This window comes from Mesorhizobium cantuariense (assembly GCF_042647205.1).
Classification (GTDB): domain Bacteria; phylum Pseudomonadota; class Alphaproteobacteria; order Rhizobiales; family Rhizobiaceae; genus Mesorhizobium; species Mesorhizobium cantuariense.
The window spans coordinates 4,138,830-4,156,401 of the sequence record NZ_JBHRVD010000001.1; the positions used below are offsets into that span (position 1 = coordinate 4,138,830).

The 17,572-nt window shown below is 62.7% G+C and carries 17 protein-coding genes; 6 read left to right on the forward strand and 11 right to left on the reverse strand.

Annotation, left to right across the window (positions count from 1 at the left end; genetic code table 11):
* Positions 1-70: 70 nt before the first annotated feature.
* Positions 71-1,225, reverse strand: coding sequence for an MFS transporter (locus ACFOJ9_RS20070; RefSeq protein WP_378980592.1), 1,155 nt, complete (start codon positions 1,223-1,225; stop codon positions 71-73).
* A gap of 191 nt (positions 1,226-1,416) precedes the next feature.
* Between ACFOJ9_RS20070 and ACFOJ9_RS20075 the strand changes: the two genes are divergently transcribed.
* Both ACFOJ9_RS20075 and ACFOJ9_RS20080 read left to right on the forward strand, forming a co-directional pair.
* Entirely contained in the window at positions 1,417-1,992 is a 576-nt protein-coding gene (locus tag ACFOJ9_RS20075) for a TMEM175 family protein (protein ID WP_378980594.1), read from the forward strand.
* 111 nt (positions 1,993-2,103) lie between these two features.
* Complete coding sequence (locus ACFOJ9_RS20080; protein WP_378980596.1) at positions 2,104-2,532, forward strand: SgcJ/EcaC family oxidoreductase; 429 nt, start codon at positions 2,104-2,106, stop codon at positions 2,530-2,532.
* 75 nt (positions 2,533-2,607) lie between these two features.
* Here the strand turns inward: ACFOJ9_RS20080 and ACFOJ9_RS20085 are convergent, their stop codons facing one another.
* Positions 2,608-2,889: a hypothetical protein gene (locus tag ACFOJ9_RS20085; protein WP_378980598.1), complete on the reverse strand. Its 282-nt coding sequence runs from the start codon at positions 2,887-2,889 to the stop codon at positions 2,608-2,610.
* Positions 2,890-3,069: 180 nt separating this feature from the next.
* On the opposite strand from ACFOJ9_RS20085, the gene ACFOJ9_RS20090 reads away from it, so the two are divergent.
* Positions 3,070-3,936 carry an SDR family NAD(P)-dependent oxidoreductase gene (locus ACFOJ9_RS20090; protein WP_378980600.1) on the forward strand — a complete coding sequence of 289 codons (867 nt, stop codon included), beginning with the start codon at positions 3,070-3,072 and terminating at the stop codon, positions 3,934-3,936.
* A gap of 3 nt (positions 3,937-3,939) precedes the next feature.
* On the opposite strand, the gene ACFOJ9_RS20095 is transcribed toward ACFOJ9_RS20090, so the two are convergent.
* The 3 genes from ACFOJ9_RS20095 to ACFOJ9_RS20105 all read right to left on the reverse strand — a co-directional run bounded on the left by ACFOJ9_RS20095 (position 3,940) and on the right by ACFOJ9_RS20105 (position 5,923).
* A complete protein-coding gene (locus tag ACFOJ9_RS20095) occupies positions 3,940-4,365 on the reverse strand; it encodes a low affinity iron permease family protein (protein WP_378980602.1) in 426 nt (141 codons plus the stop codon).
* A gap of 313 nt (positions 4,366-4,678) precedes the next feature.
* A complete protein-coding gene (locus ACFOJ9_RS20100) occupies positions 4,679-5,320 on the reverse strand; it encodes a transferase hexapeptide repeat family protein (protein ID WP_378980604.1) in 642 nt (213 codons plus the stop codon).
* Positions 5,321-5,404: 84 nt separating this feature from the next.
* Positions 5,405-5,923 (reverse strand): CreA family protein, encoded by a 519-nt coding sequence (locus ACFOJ9_RS20105; RefSeq protein WP_378980606.1) that lies wholly within the window; start codon positions 5,921-5,923, stop codon positions 5,405-5,407.
* A gap of 189 nt (positions 5,924-6,112) precedes the next feature.
* Between ACFOJ9_RS20105 and ACFOJ9_RS20110 the strand changes: the two genes are divergently transcribed.
* The 3 genes from ACFOJ9_RS20110 to ACFOJ9_RS20120 all read left to right on the forward strand — a co-directional run bounded on the left by ACFOJ9_RS20110 (position 6,113) and on the right by ACFOJ9_RS20120 (position 9,562).
* The gene (locus ACFOJ9_RS20110) at positions 6,113-6,691 is read left to right on the forward strand and encodes an SCO family protein (protein ID WP_378980608.1); all 579 of its coding nucleotides are present in this window, start codon (positions 6,113-6,115) and stop codon (positions 6,689-6,691) included.
* A gap of 10 nt (positions 6,692-6,701) precedes the next feature.
* On the forward strand, positions 6,702-7,574 hold the full coding sequence (locus ACFOJ9_RS20115) for a 50S ribosomal protein L11 methyltransferase (protein WP_378980610.1): 873 nt from the start codon (positions 6,702-6,704) through the stop codon (positions 7,572-7,574).
* Positions 7,575-7,717: 143 nt separating this feature from the next.
* The gene (locus ACFOJ9_RS20120) at positions 7,718-9,562 is read left to right on the forward strand and encodes an aminopeptidase P family protein (RefSeq protein ID WP_378980612.1); all 1,845 of its coding nucleotides are present in this window, start codon (positions 7,718-7,720) and stop codon (positions 9,560-9,562) included.
* Here the strand turns inward: ACFOJ9_RS20120 and ACFOJ9_RS20125 are convergent.
* The 6 genes from ACFOJ9_RS20125 to recN form a co-directional block, all read right to left on the reverse strand.
* Positions 9,552-10,448 carry a LysR family transcriptional regulator gene (locus tag ACFOJ9_RS20125; RefSeq protein WP_378980614.1) on the reverse strand — a complete coding sequence of 299 codons (897 nt, stop codon included), beginning with the start codon at positions 10,446-10,448 and terminating at the stop codon, positions 9,552-9,554. The genes ACFOJ9_RS20120 and ACFOJ9_RS20125 overlap by 11 nt on opposite strands.
* A gap of 355 nt (positions 10,449-10,803) precedes the next feature.
* Positions 10,804-11,100: an AzlD family protein gene (locus ACFOJ9_RS20130; RefSeq protein WP_378980616.1), complete on the reverse strand. Its 297-nt coding sequence runs from the start codon at positions 11,098-11,100 to the stop codon at positions 10,804-10,806.
* Positions 11,097-11,825 carry an AzlC family ABC transporter permease gene (locus tag ACFOJ9_RS20135; protein WP_378980618.1) on the reverse strand — a complete coding sequence of 243 codons (729 nt, stop codon included), beginning with the start codon at positions 11,823-11,825 and terminating at the stop codon, positions 11,097-11,099. The genes ACFOJ9_RS20130 and ACFOJ9_RS20135 overlap by 4 nt, the downstream gene beginning before the upstream one ends.
* Positions 11,826-11,994: 169 nt before the next feature.
* Positions 11,995-12,687: a DUF2461 domain-containing protein gene (locus tag ACFOJ9_RS20140; RefSeq protein WP_378980620.1), complete on the reverse strand. Its 693-nt coding sequence runs from the start codon at positions 12,685-12,687 to the stop codon at positions 11,995-11,997.
* Positions 12,687-14,891: an NAD-dependent DNA ligase LigA gene (gene ligA / locus ACFOJ9_RS20145; protein WP_378980622.1), complete on the reverse strand. Its 2,205-nt coding sequence runs from the start codon at positions 14,889-14,891 to the stop codon at positions 12,687-12,689. The genes ACFOJ9_RS20140 and ligA overlap by 1 nt, the downstream gene beginning before the upstream one ends.
* Before the next feature lie 822 nt (positions 14,892-15,713).
* Positions 15,714-17,387, reverse strand: a complete 1,674-nt coding sequence (gene recN, locus ACFOJ9_RS20150) for a DNA repair protein RecN (RefSeq protein ID WP_378980624.1) — start codon at positions 17,385-17,387, stop codon at positions 15,714-15,716.
* Positions 17,388-17,572: the final 185 nt, after the last annotated feature.

Here is a 17,572-nt window from a genome sequence, read left to right on the forward strand (position 1 = left end):
CTGGATCGTCCCAGGCCTCAACGCCTGTGTTTCAGTCCAAAAACCAGCGCCACCAGCGCAAACACCACGATCATGCAGGCGAACGCCAGGCTCGCAGCGAAGGGACTGGCATAGGTCGAAACGATGCCGATGCCGATGACGGGCAAGGCGTTGCCGACAAGCAGCAGATGAAGAAACTGGATACCACTTCGGCGCGGCGATCCTGCGGCGCAATCTCGTTCACCACCTGCAGGCCACCACGGTAACCAAGCGCCGCCGCAACGCCGCAGCAGGCCGTCGCTGCAACCATCAGTGCCATCGAGGCCAGTATCTGCGCCGCTACCACCAGCACGACACTCGGGATCAACAGCGCCAGCGCCGCCAGCATGGCTTTGCTGCTTTGCAAGTGCGTCAGCGCCACGATGCTGATCGCGGTGACGATCGCCAGTTCGAAGAACAGCGCGCCGGCGACGGCGTGGTTGGTCTCGTGCAGCTGCTGTGCCAGGATACTCGGCGCCAACGCGGCATAGAAGCCGACCAGCGCCATCGCGCCAAAGCCGGTCACCGCCGGCGCGACGAAGCGCGCACGGATCTCTTCTGGGACGGAGAGCTGCGGCCGCAAGGAAATCCGCGCGAGGCCGCCCGGCTCCGCCACGGTTTCGCGGGTGCGCCAGATCAGGATCGTCACCACCACAAGCACTGCCAGATAGACGATGAAAATCAGCCGCAGCGGCCACGGCTCGTACTCAGCCAGAAGTCCCGAAATCAAGGCGCCGAAACCGAGGCCAAGGAAATTGGTGCTGGTGGCGATGACGCTGGCGCGCGACTTGTCCGCGCCGGGAAGAAGCTCGGCAATCCACGCGGTTCCGGTCCCCGCGCCAACGCCGATGCCAAGCCCGCTCAGGATGCGGGCGACGTCGAGCGAGACGACGTTTCCGGCAAACAGGAAGACAAGCGCGCTGATGATGGCGACAAGCATGGCCGCCAGGCTCGCGGGCCGGCGCCCGACAACATCGGACACGCCGCCCAACATCAGCAATGCCGCCAGATTGCCGACGACATACACCGCGTAGATCAGCGTCAGCGTGATTTGTGAAAAGCCGAATTGCTGCTTGTAGACGATATAGAGCGGCGTCAGCACCGTGCTGCCGGCGAACAGCACCGCGATCATCGCGGCAACGGCCGGGATTGCGAGAGCGCCGCCGCCGGCCCCTTCGTGCGTATGCGCAAAATCGCGAATGGCCATGGCCAACCTCGTCACCGATTTCGGGGATCGAGAGTTTAACGCGGTTTCATCCACGACGTTCCAGCCGACAGGCAGGCTCCTGACAGCACGGTGGACATTGCTTGGGTTGGAAGTTCCCTCTCTGCGCTTTGGCTTGGAGCTAGCATCTTAAGATTTCCTCTCATAACCTGTGCCGAAAAGCGGGGAGGTCCATGGGCAAAGGTAGGGTCGAGGCATTCACCGACGGCGTCGTGGCCATCATCATCACCATCATGGTGCTTGAGCTGAAAGTGCCGCATGGCGAGGATGTTTCCGCCCTGTTGCCGTTGTGGCCGATCTTCTTCAGCTACGTGCTGTCCTTCATCAATGTCGGCATCTATTGGAACAATCTGCACAACATGTTCCACACCGTGCAGCGCGTCGACGGCCGCGTGCTGTGGGCGAACCTCAATCTGCTGTTCTGGCTATCGCTGATACCGGTGACGACGGCCTTCATGGGCGAGAACCACTTTGCGCCGGTGCCGGTTGCCGTCTACGGCATCGACCTGGTGCTATGCGCCATCGCCTATACCATACTGGCCGCCGCGCTGCATCGCCTGCACGGCAGTGACACCGCCTTTGCCAAGGCACTGGGCAATGACCGCAAGGGAAAGATCTCGCTGGCTGTCTACATCGCAGCCGTCGTGCTGACCTTCGTCAGCCAGTGGATTGGCGTCGCGCTCTATGTGCTGGTCGCGATGATATGGCTCGTGCCGGATACGCGTTTTGCGCGGGTGATCGAAAAGTAGCTGCTATTTGCGGTAGTGTCTCAGTTTGAGATTTGACCTTGCCGTTCCGTTGTCGCATCCGGCCCCCGACTCCTATACGCTTAGCGGAAAGTATGTAGGAGACGTAGGGTCATGGGCGTGACGACTAGCAAGCCTGAGCATGTCGCTACCGCTTTTGCGAACGCTTGGAACCGGCATGATATGGATGAGTTTGCATCTCTGTTCGCTTCTGATGCTAATTTCGTCAACGTCGTAGGTGTTTGGTGGAAGAACCGATCCGAAATCGAATCGGCGCACCGAGCTACTCATGACACCATGTTTCGGGATAGCCGATTAGAAGGCGATGTCTCGTCGGTTGTGGAATTGGCTCCGGGGCTTGCTTCCGTTCATTACACTTGGACCCTAACGGGAGCATCTGCCCCGGACGGGTCCCCGGCAGGGCTTAGGAAAGGCATATTGCTTCTGATTGCCCAAGAAGGGCAGTCGGGATGGCGTATCAAGGTGGCTCAGAACACGGATATTGTTCCTGGCACAATCGCCCCAGCCGGCTCGAAAAGCTGACTCGACCGGAGCTAAAGGCCAGAAGTGCCCCGCCGACGTGACGCCAGAGCGGCGCGCCGAGACTGAGACACTACCCTATTTGCGCATCGCTTTCAGTTTTTCCGCCACCGATGCGGCAAGGTCGGCATAGCGCTCCTCCAGCCGTTCCGCGGCCTTGATGATCGAGAAATCATGGCCGAACTTTTCCAGCGCCATGCGCAGTTTCTCGACGAACTCGGCTTGTTTCTCCAGGGCGGAAAAGAGCGTCTTCACCTGCGCTTCGCTGATGTCGGGGTTGGCCAGCATCTGCGGCACCTCACGGCCCATCTGGTCGCCGGTGACGGTCTGTTCCTTCAGGATTGCAACCCAGTCCGTCAATCAGGAATCTCCATTTTGCCCCGGCAAAAGTCTCCTTTTGCCCCCAGGCAAAAATCTCTTTTGCCCAGGCAACATGCGCAGCCTCGACCGGACTGGTCAACCCGACAAGGCGAGCAGAGGCTTGCGCAAGCCCGTTCCGGCGCTAAGTTCGCCGCCACCGAAAGAAGGAACCCATCGCCCATGATCACCGACGCCGAAATCCAGACCGCCCTGCCCGCGCTTGGCCGAGGCAACGCCGCCGTCATCACCGGCGCCGCCAGCGGTATTGGTCTTGCGGCCGCCAAGCGGCTTGCATTGATGGGCATGAAGATCGTGCTGGCCGACATCGGCGGCGCGCGTCTTGACGACGCCGCGCGCGCCGTCTCTGCGATTGCCGGCGACGATGCCGTGCTCGCGGTCGCCGCCGACGTTTCAAAGACGGATGAGGTGGACCGCCTCGCCGAACGGGCGTTCGGCGCCTTCGGCGACGTGTCGCTGCTGATGAACAATGCCGGCGTTGGCGACAATCCCGGAAAGCCCTGGGAAAACCGCGATGCCTGGAAACGGTTGCTGGACATCAATTTCTGGGGCGTCGTGCATGGCGTCGAGGCCTTTGCGCCGCGCATGCTGGCATCGTCCAGGCCGGGCCTGATCATCAACACCGGCTCCAAGCAAGGCATCACCACGCCGCCCGGCAACCTTGCCTACAATGTCTCCAAGGCCGGGGTGAAGACCTTCACCGAAGGCCTGGCGCATGTGCTGCGCAACGAACCCAGCTCCCGTGTCTCGGCCCATCTGCTGATCCCCGGCTTCACCTTCACCGGCCTGACCGAAGGCGCGACGGAAAAACCGGCCGGCGCCTGGACCGGCGAACAGGTCGTTGATTTCATGCTGGAATCCCTGACCAGAGGCGATTTCTACATCCTGTGCCCGGACAATGAGGCGGCGCGGCCGCTGGATGAAAAGCGCATGGCCTGGGCAATCGGCGACATCATCGAGAACCGCCCCGCTTTGTCGCGCTGGCATCCGGACTACAAGGAGCCTTTCGCCGCCTTCATGAAAGGCTGATCTTCACGCCGCCTGCTTTTTCGACCCGCGCTTCTGCGCCACGGCCTTCTTCGCGGCCATGGCGGCAACCTGCTCGTCATGCCGCTTGGCCGCACGCTCGCATTTGTCGCGGATCTCTTCGACTTCGGATTCGGTCAGATGCTCGATGCCGATGAAGTGGTTGTGGCCCGCGCCGACACGGATCAGTTCGTCGAGTTTGGCCTGGATCGCCGCACCGTCGCGATTCTGGGTGTTCTGGATGAGGAACACCATCAGGAAGGTGATGACGGTCGTACCCGTGTTGATGACGAGCTGCCAGGTGTCCGAAAAGCCGAAGAACGGACCGCTGACCGCCCAGACGACGACGATCAGGCAGCAGACGGCAAATGTCAGCGGCAGGCCGGTTATATGGGCGACCCAGTTGGCGATCTTGGTGAAAAGCTTTTCCATCTGTCGAAATCCCTCAACGCTGCGGCGCGATGAGAAACAACCGGCGACCGTTTCAGGTTCCCGACGCAGACAAATACCTCAGGCACAATTGAACACACGCATAAAGAGAATGCGGCCGAAAACACACCTTATGGGTTCAATGTCACAGTAACCGTGCAGGCAAGAGAGCCTGTTCCTTCCGCTTCACAGCGGTTTACCTCCAGCCCCTTCCGCTGCGCCACCCCCGCATGGCGGAAGGGGTTTCAGTCCGGAGAGCCCGGAGCATGGTTTCCCGAGAGCGCCGACCGGTTAGCGCAGACCTGTTTGTGGGAGCTTAAACGGCGTCGTTTTCCCAGCGATCAAGGAAGGTTTCGATCGGCATTGCCTGCATGTCGGGAACCGCCTTGGCGAGCTTTTCGACCGGCCAGTCCCACCAGGCGAGCGCTTCGATCCGCGCCGCAATATCCGGAGCGAAGCGTGGCCGGAGTGCCTTCGCCGGCACACCGGCGACGATCGCGTAGGGCGGCACGTCATGCGTCACCACCGCGTTGGCGCCAACCACCGCGCCATTGCCGATGGTGACCCCAGGCATGATCACCGCGCCGTGGCCGATCCAGACATCATGGCCGATGGTCACGGCCTTCGCTCGCCGCCGCTCGCGGAATGCGGCGTCGACGCCCAGCCAGCGAAAATACTCGTTCGGCCGGTAGCTGACCTTGTGCTGGGTCAGCCGCTCGATGGGATGCTCCAGCGCGTTGATCCGGCTGTTGGCGGCGATCGAGCAGAATTTGCCGATCGTCGTGTAGATCGCTTCGCAATGGCGCTCGAAATAGGAGAAGTCGCCGACCGTAACCTCGCGCAGCACCACCCGCTCACCGATCGAGGCATAGCGGCCGAGCTTGCACGCTTTCAGTTCCGCGGTCGGATGGATGCGCGGCTCGGAGTCTTTCGGGACGAGATTTTCGGAACGGTCCATGCCGGCGGCTTTACCCCCAGGCAATTGCTCCCGCAAGTCGGGAGCAATTGTCCGTCAGACCAATCGCGCGAAGGAGTTCGCCGCTCATTGCGGCTTGCCTTTGCTCCACACCACGTTCTGGCCGTAGAGCGGTACGGTGGTGACCGACATTTTGGCCGAGCCGTTCTGCACCTGGCGCGAATGCGAGAGATAGATCAGCGTCTCATTGGCCTTGTCGTAGATGCGGTTCACCACCTGCTTCTTCCAGATCAGGCTGATGCCTTGCTTGAACACTTCCTCGCCGCCCTCGCTCATGTCGATGTCACCGATAGTGATCGGGCCGGTCTGGCGGCAGGAGATCGAGGAATCGGACGGATCCTCGAACCAGTTTCCCTTGTGCAGGCGATCGATGATGCCGCGATCGAAATAGGAGACGTGGCAGGTCACGCCTTCCACCTTCGGATCCTTGATCGCCTCGACGATGATGTCGTTGCCGAGCCAGTCGACGCCGACCTTGCCGACTTCCTCGGCGGCGGCGGCACCGGCGCCAAGGACAACGCACGCGGCCAATGCGCCGCCGATCAGTTTTCGCCCGATCAGTCCGTGCCCAATCAGTCGTCGCAAAGGAGCCTCCTGCGGTTCGAGTTGCCGGTCACAGGTGGGGCGAGCAGCCCAGCTTTGCAAGCGGATACGTCAACACCACCGCGGTTGCGGCAACGCGGCACTTTGCCTGAGCGGGGCCGAACCGCTAAGACTGTCGCACAGGCGCGGCATTGAGCCGGCGCGACGATTTCTGCAGACGGACTTTTGATGATGATGCGTTCTATCCTGGTCGGCATTCTCGTCCTGATGGCGGCCGGCATCGGCTGGCTGACCTTCGACTGGTACCGCGGCCACTATGGCGGCGAGCCCTTCGGCGCCGCCTTCACCCTGGTCGACCAGAAAGGCGCGCCAATCACCGAGGCCGCCTTCAGGGGCCAGCCCAGCGTCGTCTTCTTCGGCTTCACCCATTGCCCCGAGGTCTGCCCAACCACGCTGTTCGAACTGGCCGGCTGGCTGAAAACACTCGGCGACGACGGCAAGAACCTGCACACCTATTTCGTCTCGGTCGATCCGGAGCGCGACACGCCAGAGGTGATGAACGCCTATGTCAGCAATTTCTCCGACCGCATCACCGGCATCACAGGCGATCCGGACAAGGTCCATGCCATGGCCAAGTCGTTCGGCATCTACTGGAAGAAGGTCGACACCGGCGATGGCGACTACACGATGGACCACACCGCCTCGGTGCTGCTGCTCAACGCCAAGGGCGACTTTGCCGGCACCATCGCCTATGGCGAAAGTTCGGATACGGCCGTCGCCAAGCTGAAACGGCTGGCGGCGAAAGGCTGATCACCATTTCATGACCCAGACGCGCCTCTACTTCACCACAGGAAAGATCGAGTCCGTCAGCATTTTCGCGGCGCTGGAGGCGGCCTTCGAGGATGAAGGCCTGCCGATCGCCCTGCGGGAGGTCGACGAGGACAAAGACATCCACGAAGTATCGCTCTATGCCGATGGCGATGTCGATACGGTCGAGGCCCGCTTGAAGGACATCCTTGCCGGGCTTTCCCTGTCGAAGCCGATCGAGCGCGAGAGCCTGCCCGATATCGACTGGGTGGCGCGCTCGCTGGAGGGGCTGAAGCCGGTGCGTGCCGGCCGTTTCTTCGTGCACGGCGCACATGACCGCCGCAAGCGCCACAGCGGCGAACTCGCCATCGAGATCGAGGCCGGCCTCGCCTTCGGCACCGGCCACCACGGCACCACAGCCGGCTGCCTCGAAATGGTGGAAAAGGTTGTCCGGCGCGAACACCCGCGCAATGCGCTCGACCTCGGCACCGGCAGCGCGGTGCTGGCCATTGCCGTCGCCAAGCTGGCGCATATTCCGGTGCTGGCCACCGACATCGATCCGGTGGCGGTGAGAGTGGCTGCCGCCAATGCGCGGCTCAACCACGTCAAGGCGCTGGTGGAGACAGTGACCGCGCCGGGCTTCCACCACCCGATCTTCGGCAAGCGCGCGCCTTTCGATCTGATCGTCGCCAACATATTGGCGCGGCCGCTGATGCGACTTGCGCCGCAAATGGCCGGTCACATCGCGCTTGGCGGCTCGATCGTACTGTCAGGCATCCTCGAGCGCCAGCGCGACGCCGTCGTCTCGGCCTATGTCGGTCAGAACTTCCGCCACGTGCGCACCTTGCACCGTGAAGGCTGGGTGACGATCCATCTCAAGCATTGAGGCAAGCGGGCCTGCCGCCGCTGCTTGGACCAAGTTCCGCCGGTTGTCAGCCAGGCGATGCTGTAGCAGGTTGCGCCCAGCCGGAAATCGATTCCGATTTCCGCGACCGTACGCTACGGTTCGCTGACTGCAGGAGGCCCACCATGTTCCAGACCTTCGATTCCACGGGCGACCCGGCCATCGGCAAACCCCGCGTGGCGCTGCTGCGCCAATGGCTGGCGGCCAACGGGCTTGATGGTTTCATCGTGCCGCGCTTCGACGAGCACCAGGGTGAATATGTCGCCGACCGTTCGGCGCGGTTGAAATGGCTGACCGGCTTCAGCGGCTCGGCCGGTGTCGCCATCGTCCTGCGCGACCGCGCCTTCGTCTTTGTCGACGGGCGCTACACGCTGCAGGTGCGCAGCGAGGTCGATCTCGACGTCTTTTCGGTCGAAAGCCTGGTCGACAACCCGCCTGCGTCCTGGCTCAAGGACAATCTTGGCAAGGGCGCGCGGCTCGGCTTCGATCCATGGCTGCACACGATTAGCGAGATCAAGGCGCTGCAGGCTTCGGCCGACAAATCAGGCGCGGTGCTGGTGCCGCTCGACAAGAACCCGATCGACGTCATCTGGAAGGATCAGCCGCAGCCGCCCGTCGCCCCGGTCGAGCTTCACCCGATCGGCTTTGCCGGCGAGCTCGCCAAGGACAAGCTGGCGCGGCTGGCAATTGCGATCGCCAAGGACGGTGCCACTCATGCCGTGCTGACCGACCCCTCCTCCATCGCCTGGGCCTTCAACATCCGTGGCGGCGACGTGCCGCACACGCCGTTGGCGCTCGGCTTTGCCATTCTTGCCGCCGACGGCTCGCATCAGCTTTTCATGGACCGGCGCAAATTTTCGCGCCAGGTCGCGGCCTACCTCACCCAGCTCGCCGAGCCGCATGAACTCGGCGAATTCGAAGCGGCGATCATGGCTCTCGCGAAAGGTGGCGCGAAAATCGCGCTCGACTCGGTGCTGGCGGCCGACAGGCTGCGCATGCTGGTCGAGGCCAATGGCGGCACCGTGATTGCAGCAGTCGACCCCGCGCGCATTCCGCGCGCCACCAAGAACCAGGCCGAGATCAACGGCTCGCGCGCCGCGCATCGCCGCGATGGTGCGGCGGTGGCGAAATTGCTGTGCTGGCTGGACCGGCAAAAACCCGGCTCGCTCGACGAGATCGCTGTCGTCACCAGGCTGGAGGAGTCGCGCCGGCAGACCGGCGAGGAAACGCAGATGCCGCTGCGCGACGTCTCTTTCGACACCATTTCCGGCGCCGGCCCGAACGGAGCCATCATGCATTATCGCGTGTCGCGCGCCACCAGCCGCAAGCTGCGGGCCGGCGAACTGTTCCTGCTCGATTCCGGTGCGCAGTATCAGGATGGCACCACCGACATCACGCGTACCGTGCCGATCGGCCAGCCGACCGAGGAGATGCGCGAACGCTTCACGCTGGTGTTGAAAGGCATGATTGGCATTTCCACGCTTCGCTTCCCCGCCGGCACGCGCGGCTCGGAAATCGATGCCGTCGCCCGCATGGCACTGTGGAAGCACGGCTGCGATTTCGCCCACGGCACCGGCCATGGCGTCGGCTCGTATCTGGCCGTGCATGAAGGCCCGCAGCGCATTGCCCGCACCGGCACCGAAAAGCTGCTCGAAGGCATGATGCTGTCCAACGAACCCGGCTACTACAAGGAAGGCGCCTACGGCATCCGCATCGAGAACCTGATCCTGGTGACGCCGGCGGAAGAGATCGAGGGCGGCGACATCGCCATGCACGGCTTCGAGACATTGACGCTGGTGCCGATCGACACCCGCCTGGTGCGCACCGATCTCCTGACGCGCGACGAGCTGCACTGGCTCGACACATACCATGCCCGCGTGCTGGCCGAGATCGGGCCGATGCTCGACGGCGAAACGCTGGCCTGGCTAGGAAAGGCCACTGCGCCATTGCCGCACGATCTCAAGCAGTAGTCGCGGCGGCAACCTTGCTTGGTATTGGGGAGCCTTGCTCCACAAGCAGCTCCCGCAAAGCCTGAACATTGGGAGAGCCTGCTCCCTTGCGCCAAAACAATACCGTCAGGGCACTGTCCTCGTCCGAAGGCAGTTCATGCACCTGCAGCCTGCCACCTTCAGGGAAGCCCTTGAGCACACTTTTGGGCATCAGCGCTATGCCCATGCCGGCCGCCACGCAACCGAGCATCGTATGATATGAACCGAGCTCGACGATTTGCTCGGCCATGAAGCCTCGGCGCGCATACCATTCTTCCAGCCGCTTGCGATGTGGACAGCCATGCTCGAAGGCTATCATGGTTCTGGGCATGTCGCTGCGGTCCTCAATCGAACTGCGCGATGCCGCCGAGACAATGACCAACTCCTCGCGAAATGCAGCCTGCTTCTCGAACGGAGCGTCTGGGAGCGGCTCGGCCGCGAGCGCAGCGTCGAGTTCGCCGGCGAGCATGGCGGCCGCGAGAACCTGCGGGTTGCCGGTGCGCAGTTGGATCTCCACCAAGGGATAGCGTGCGTGGTACTCGGCGAGCAGGCCAGGAAGCCGAGCTGCGGCGGTGCTCTCCATAGCGCCAAGTCGCAGCGCACCGCGTGGGCGCGGATCGAGGACCGCCGTTCGCGCTTCCTCGGCAAGCGCCAGCAACCGGTCCGCATAGACAACCAACCTTCGGCCGGCGGCCGACACCTGCAGCCGCTTGCCTTCGCGGATAAACAGCCGCACGCCCAGATCCTCTTCAAGCTGCCGGATGCGAGTGGTCACGTTGGACTGCACGCGAAACAGCTTTTCCGCCGCCTTGGTGATACCGCCCTCGCGCACCACCATGCGAAAGATGCGAAGGTCGGCCAAATCCATACATCTCTCCTGGAGAATAAAATGATCTTAATAATTCATTTTATCTGATGATCAACGGCGCGTAAATCGCCTGCTATTGACGCCGATTCGGGCGTCAACCACGGGAGATGGAAATGTCACCTGAACCTCTCGGCCGCGGGCCGATCGATCTTGGCGCATTGACTGCTATGCAGCGCAACGCCCTCTACACCAACGTTGTGCGTCGCGCCCATCAGGAGAGATCGGAGGCAATTCGGCTGAGCGGGGTGTGGATCGCTTCGATTTTCAAGAAGCGCCTGACAGGAATTATTGCCTCGATCACTACGTGTGTCGGCGCCGCGTTAGTGAGCATACGTGGACTGACAAAGACAAGAAGTCAGCCGACGAACTGCCTGGCGACGATCAACGCCGCCGCCCCCGCCAGAAACATCGCCATCAGCCCACCGCGCAGCGAAACGGCAGCTGTGACCACCAGTGCGGCCCATTCGGCCGGCCCGGCGTTCAACAGTTCGGGCGCCACCAGCGTCGTCAGCACCGCCGCCGGCACGGCATTGAGACCCGCTTCCACACGCGGATGGATGTTGTCGAAGCGGGAGATGACCAGATGCCCGCCGATGCGCGTCAGATAGGTGGCGATCGCGCCGGCGATGATGATCCAGAATGTCGTGCTCATGGCCGTGCCTTCACGCCGCTGTGGTGGGGTGGCAGGATGACCGCCAGCAGCACACCGGCAATCGCGCCGATCGAGACGTGCCAGGGCGAGCCCACGGTCTTGTAGGCGACGATGGAGGCGGCCGCACTGGCAATCACCACAGGCAGCCACAGTGGCCGCTTGCGGAAGCCCAGCACAAGACCGAGAAAATAGATCGGCAGCAGGAAATCGATGCCCAGCGCATGCGTGTCGGGGATCAGCTTGCCGAACAACGCGCCAAGCGCGCTTTCGATCACCCAGAACACGTAGACCGGCAGACCAAGCCCAAGATACCAGGCAAAGCCGACCGTCTGGCCGGATTGCGCCCGCGCCTCGGCCACCGCGAACTGCGGGTCGGTGAGGATGAAATAGCCGAGCGCCTGCTGGACAACAGGCCAGTGGGCAATACGCCGGCCGATGCCGGCGGAATAGAGCACATGGCGAAAGTTGACGGCAAAGATCGACAGCACGATCAGCCATGGCGCGACATGCTGGCCGAACAGCTGGATGCCGACCATCTGGCTGGCGCCGCCATAGACCAGCGCGCTCATCAGGAAGGCTTCGAATACCGAGAAGCCATTGTCGACGGCGAGCGCGCCGAACAGCACCGCAAACGGCGCCGACGCCACCACGACAGGCATCGAGAGCCGCACGCCCTGCCAGAAATCGCTCTTCGCGCCGCTCTCGGAAATTACGTCCGTCGCCATCGACCACTCCTGATGCATGTCGCCCAAAAGTGCGTAGCGGTTTTGGGACAACGACATGCACAACAACAAGGGAATGGCGGTATGTAGGTGGCGCGGCCTGCGCTGTCACACGAATTCGCTTGAGCCAAATGATCAGCGGAAATGATCGCCAGGTTGCCGGAGCGGGATGCTAGTCCTTCGGGATTTTGCCCTCGATCGCCCTGCCCCAGTCGAGCAGCGGCTTGGCGCGCAAGGTGAAATCGACGAGTTCGTCGACCAGATCAGCCCTATGGATTCCCACCGGATCGATAACATGCTGGACATAGAAATGCCGGTGGCGGATGGCGGCGACCAGGTCAGCATCGCTGATATGCTCGAAGCCGCGTGGCGTACGCTTCATGCGGCCTTCCGTCTCGAGTTCGAGACGGTTCTTCTTCAACGCCGCCACCAGGGCGCGAAATCTGTCCGGCTTCGTCGCGATGGCTTTGCGCATCGCCAGCAGCAGCGCCGGCTCCGGCTGCCACCAGGCAATGTCGGCAAAGCAGCGCTCAAGCCCGATATGCACGTAGAACACACCCTGCTCCATCTTGGTGCCGTCGGGCGACAGGATGGCCGACAGATGCCTGTTGTAAGGCCGCTTGTCCTTGGCGAAGCGCACGTCGCGATTGATCCGGAACAACGACTTCTTGCGGTCGCCGCGCAGGCCGAGGCCGGCCTTTGCAAAGCGCACGGTCAGCGTGTCGACCAGATCACTGAGCGGATCGCGCAATTCCTTTTCGAACAGGTCACGATTCTCGAGAAACCACTCCCGGCTCTGGTGGAAGTCCAGCGCCTTGAGGAACGGAATGGCTTTGGGGCCGAACCCTTTGAATGCGGCTTCCATCACGCCTTGCCAATCCGCACCAGCCAGGCATCCTCGTCGATCACCTCGATGCCGAGCTCGCTGGCGAGCTTCAGCTTGGAGCCGGCACCCGGTCCGGCGACCACCAGATCCGTCTTCGCCGAAACCGAGCCTGCGACCTTGGCGCCGAGGCGCTCCGCCATCGCCTTGGCTTCGGAGCGTGTCATCTTCTCAAGCGAGCCCGTGAACACGACCGTCTTGCCGGCGACCTCGCTGTCGGCCGAGACGTTGACGATGTAAGGCTTCGGCTTGACCTGCGTGAGCAGCGCGTCAAGCACGTCGTCATTGCGTTCGTTGCCGAAGAAATCGCGCAGCGCGTCGATCACCGTGTCGCCAATGCCGTTGACCGACGGGAAAACGCTGTGCGGATCGGCCGCTGCTGCCGTCTCCTTGCCGACACGGATCAGCTCCTCGATGGTCGAGAACGTCCGGGCAAGCACGGCCGCCGTCGTTTCGCCGATATGGCGGATGCCGAGCGCGAAGATGAAACGGTCCAGCTCCGGCTCGCGGCGCGAATCGATGGCAGCGAACAGCTTGTCGAGGCCCTCATAGTTGCGGTCCTCGACACTGCGCACGTTCTTGCGCGTCTTGCCTGATGCGGCCTCGCGCTGCCTGGCCTGCTCCTCACGCCGCTCGGCCAGCGCCCCGGTGACGGCCGGACGGCGGTCCCTGAGCGTGAAGATATCGGCGGCGGTCTTGATCAATCCCGCATTGAAGAAGGTGTCTATGTTTTCGGCACCGAGGCCTTCGATGTCCAGGGCACCGCGTGACACAAAGTGGCGCAATCCTTCCACCGCCTGCGCCGGGCAGATCAGTTCGCCGGTGCAGCGGCGGCGGGAATCTTCCTTGCCGGTCTTCTCATTGATCTCGCGCGTCGCCGGCGAGCCGCAGATCGGACAGGTGTGCGGGAACTCGTAGGGCACGGCATCAGGCGGCCGCTTGTCAATGACGACGCTGACGATCTGCGGGATGACATCGCCTGCCCGCTGGATCACCACCGTATCGCCGATGCGCACGTCGATGCCGTCGCGGATCGGCTGGCCCGTGCTGTCCAGGCCCTTGATGTAATCCTCATTGTGCAGCGTGACGTTCTCGACCACGACGCCGCCAACCGTGACCGGCGCCAGCCGCGCAACCGGCGCCAGCGTGCCGGTACGGCCGACCTGGATGTCGATCTTCTGCACGGTCGTCATCGCCTGTTCGGCCGGAAATTTGTGCGCGACGGCCCAGCGCGGTTCACCGGTGACGAACCCCCAGCGGCGCTGCAGTTCCAGCTGGTCGACCTTGTAGACGACGCCGTCGATATCGTAGCCAAGCGACGAGCGCTGCTCCTCGATGAGGCGATACTGGGCGACCAGTTCGTCGACCGATTTCGCCCTGACCATCAGCGGACTGATCTTGAACCCCCACTCGGCGAATTTCTGCACCGAATCATATTGGGTCGGAGCCGGATCCGCTGTCGTGTGGCCCCAGGCATAGGCGAAGAATTTGAGATTGCGGCTGGCGGTGACGGATGGATCCTTCTGGCGCAGCGACCCGGCCGCCGTATTGCGCGGATTGACGTAGTCCTGGCCGCCGACCGCTGCCGACCGCTGCTTCAGCGCCTCGAATTCCGCATAGGTCATGTAGACCTCGCCGCGTATCTCGATGACTTCTGGCCAGCCAGATCCCTTCAGCTTGGCGGGAATATCGGCAATGGTCCTCAAATTGGCGGTGATGTCCTCGCCGACGGCACCGTCGCCGCGCGTTGCGCCCTGCACGAACACGCCCTTCTCGTAGCGCAGCGAAGCCGACAGCCCGTCGATCTTCGGCTCGGCCGTAAACGCGATGTCGAGATCCTTGTCGCGATCGAAGAATCGCCGGCCGCGTTCGATGAAATCGGTGACGTCCGCGTCGGTATAGGCCTTGGCGAGGCTGAGCATCGGCACCGCATGGCGCACCTTGGCAAAGCCTTCCGCCGGTGCTGCACCAACCCTGCGCGACGGCGAATCCTCGCGCACCAGCGCCGGAAAGCGCTCCTCGATGGCAAGGTTGCGCCGCGCCAGCGCATCATATTCCGCGTCGGTGATAACAGGCGCGTCTTCGGTGTGGTAGCGCCGGTCGTGCTCGGCGATCTCTTCCGCCAGGCGCTTCAGCTCGGCTTCGGCCTCGCTCTCGCTAAGCGAATCGACAGGTTTTTCGGCCATGCTTTTCTTCCCCGAACGGTGGCGCGGCACAATAGATCAGGATTCTCCCACAGGGGAGAGCGGCCTTGGGAAAATCATTCCCGAACAGCAGGATGGAGCCATATCCTGACTCGTAGGCGGATGACAGAGACTGGAGTTTGATCTCGAAAATCGGAACTCAGTTTTCAGAAGATCAAGCGCTATTTGGTCACATGGATGGTTATTTCGACATACGCAAAACCACCGTTGATCAACGTAGAGCGTATCTTAACTCTGTCAGTCCCAACAAAGCCTGGGTTCGGACGATAGTGTCCAAGCACGTGAGGTATCTTTACATTGTAACATTTGCTGCGTTTCGAAACGTTTGGAAGCGCTGGCGCGTTGGTAAACGTAAAGGTCCCCTGCTTGGGGGGCACAGATAGTGAAACCTTTGGGTAGCCAAAGAATTTGCAGGCCGCATCCATATATGTTGTCTGATAGGTATCGAGAACGTGCCCTGTCCGGACGATGCTAGCCCAACCAACGCTATCGCCACTCTTTGGACGCTCGATACCCGGCGTTATGCCATCGGGTGACTTCATCTTTGCGTCCCCAGGAGATACAGACAGCAAAGCAGTAAGAGAAAAACCCGCAACAGTGGCAATTTTCGAACGGCAAGACATTTTCCCCCCGTAACAATCTTGGTTCTGGTTGTTGGTCGTCCACAGTTAGCGTCAATATTGAAGCGCTGGCAACTACCAACTATGCATGCCTGGAACTGCCTCAAAGAGCAGACCGATTGAGACGTCATTCTTGGCGGTAGAAATCACCAATGCAGTGGGCCTGGTACCTGACTGCGGGGCTCTACATCGCGCCGGTGTTTTCGCGCAACAATCGCTCGGCTGCCGCGCGCGCCTCGTCGGTGATGGTGGCGCCGGCCAGCATGCGCGCGATCTCCTCCTGCCGCGCCGGCCGGTCCATCTCGGCAATGCCGGTGGCGACACGGTCGGTGGTGCCGGATTTGGAGATCAGGAAATGTGTCGCCGCGCGCGCCGCCACTTGCGGCGCGTGCGTCACCGACAGCACCTGGACGCGCTTCGACAGCCGCGCCAGCCGCTGGCCGATGGCGTCCGCCACGGCGCCGCCCACGCCGGTGTCGATTTCATCGAAAACCAGCGTCGGCGCGGAGCCACGGTCGGCCAGCGCCACCTTCAGCGCCAAAAGGAAGCGCGACAGCTCGCCGCCGGAGGCCACCTTCATCATCGGCCCGGGCCGCGTGCCGGGATTGGTGCGCACCCAGAATTCGATTTGGTCTATGCCCTCTTCCATGCGGCTCTCGGCCTCGCTCTTCATCTCGACGATGAAGGCGGCGCGTTCGAGCTTCAGCGCCGGCAATTCCGCCATGACCGCCTTGGTCAGGCCGACCGCCGCCGCATGACGCAGCGAGGACAGCTGTGCGGCGGCGATATCGTAGGTCTCGCGCGCCGCGGCGGCCTGCTTTTCCAGCCCGTGCAGACGTTCTTCGCCGGCATCGAGATCGGCAAGATCGGCGACCATCGTGTCGCGCAGCTGCGCCAAATCGTCGACGGCGACGCTGTGCTTGCGTGACGCCGCGCGCAGCGAAAACAGCCGCTCCTCCGCCTTTTCCAGCCGCTGCGGATCATATTCGGCGGCGCGCAGTGCGGCCTCGACGCCCGACTGCGCCGCGTCGAGCGACAGCATCGCCTCGTCGAGCGACTTGACCACGTCATCGAGCAGGCCGGGCGCTTCCGTCACCTTGCGCTGCAGGCGTCTGAGCAGGCTGGCGAGTTGCGGCAAGGGCGAGGACGGGCCGGACAGCACATCCTGCGCATCATGGATCTCGGATGCGATCTTCTCCGCCCGCATCATCGACGCGCGCAGTTCGGCGAGGTCGGTCTCTTCGCCGGGCTGCGGATCAAGCTTCGTCAGCTCCGCCACCGCCGCGCGCAGATAGTCGGCCTCACGCGCGGCCGCCGCCACCTTGGCGCGATGGCGCGACAGCTCCTGCTCGCAGGCCCGCCAGTGCCGCCATGCCTCGCCCGTAGAGCGGACGGCGCCGAGATGGCCGCCGAAAGCGTCGAGCACCTCGCGGTGCGCGCCGGGATCGACCAGCGCGCGTTCGTCATGCTGGCCGTGGATTTCGACCAGCGCGCGCCCGACATCGCGCATCAAAGTGACACTTGAAGGCTGATCGTTGACGAAGACGCGGGTGCGGCCATCCGCCGTCTGCAGCCGGCGCAGGATGATGTCGCCGTCATCCTCGATGGCGTTTTCGGCAAGCAGCGCCCGCACCGGATGGTTGCGCGGCACGTCGAAGACCGCGATGACCTGGCCTTGCGCCGCGCCATGGCGCACCAGCGACGCGTCGCCGCGCGCACCAAGCGCCAGCGACAGGGCATCGAGCAGGATGGATTTGCCGGCGCCGGTTTCACCGGTCAGCACCGAAAGACCCGGCTGGAAGTCGATATCCAGCTTCTCGATCAGGACGATATCGCGGATCGACAGTCTGGAAAGCATCAGAACCCAAATCTAGAACGGCACGCGACCATTTGGAGTCGCAGCGCCGCACTATCTTTTTGTTTGAGCGTCGGATCAATCCGAAAAAGCGCTGCGCACGCTTCGGTCCGAGTGCTCCAGAGCAATTCCAGGAAAAGTGTGAAACGGTTTTCCGTCCGGAATTGCTCCAAAACAAAGAGCTGGAG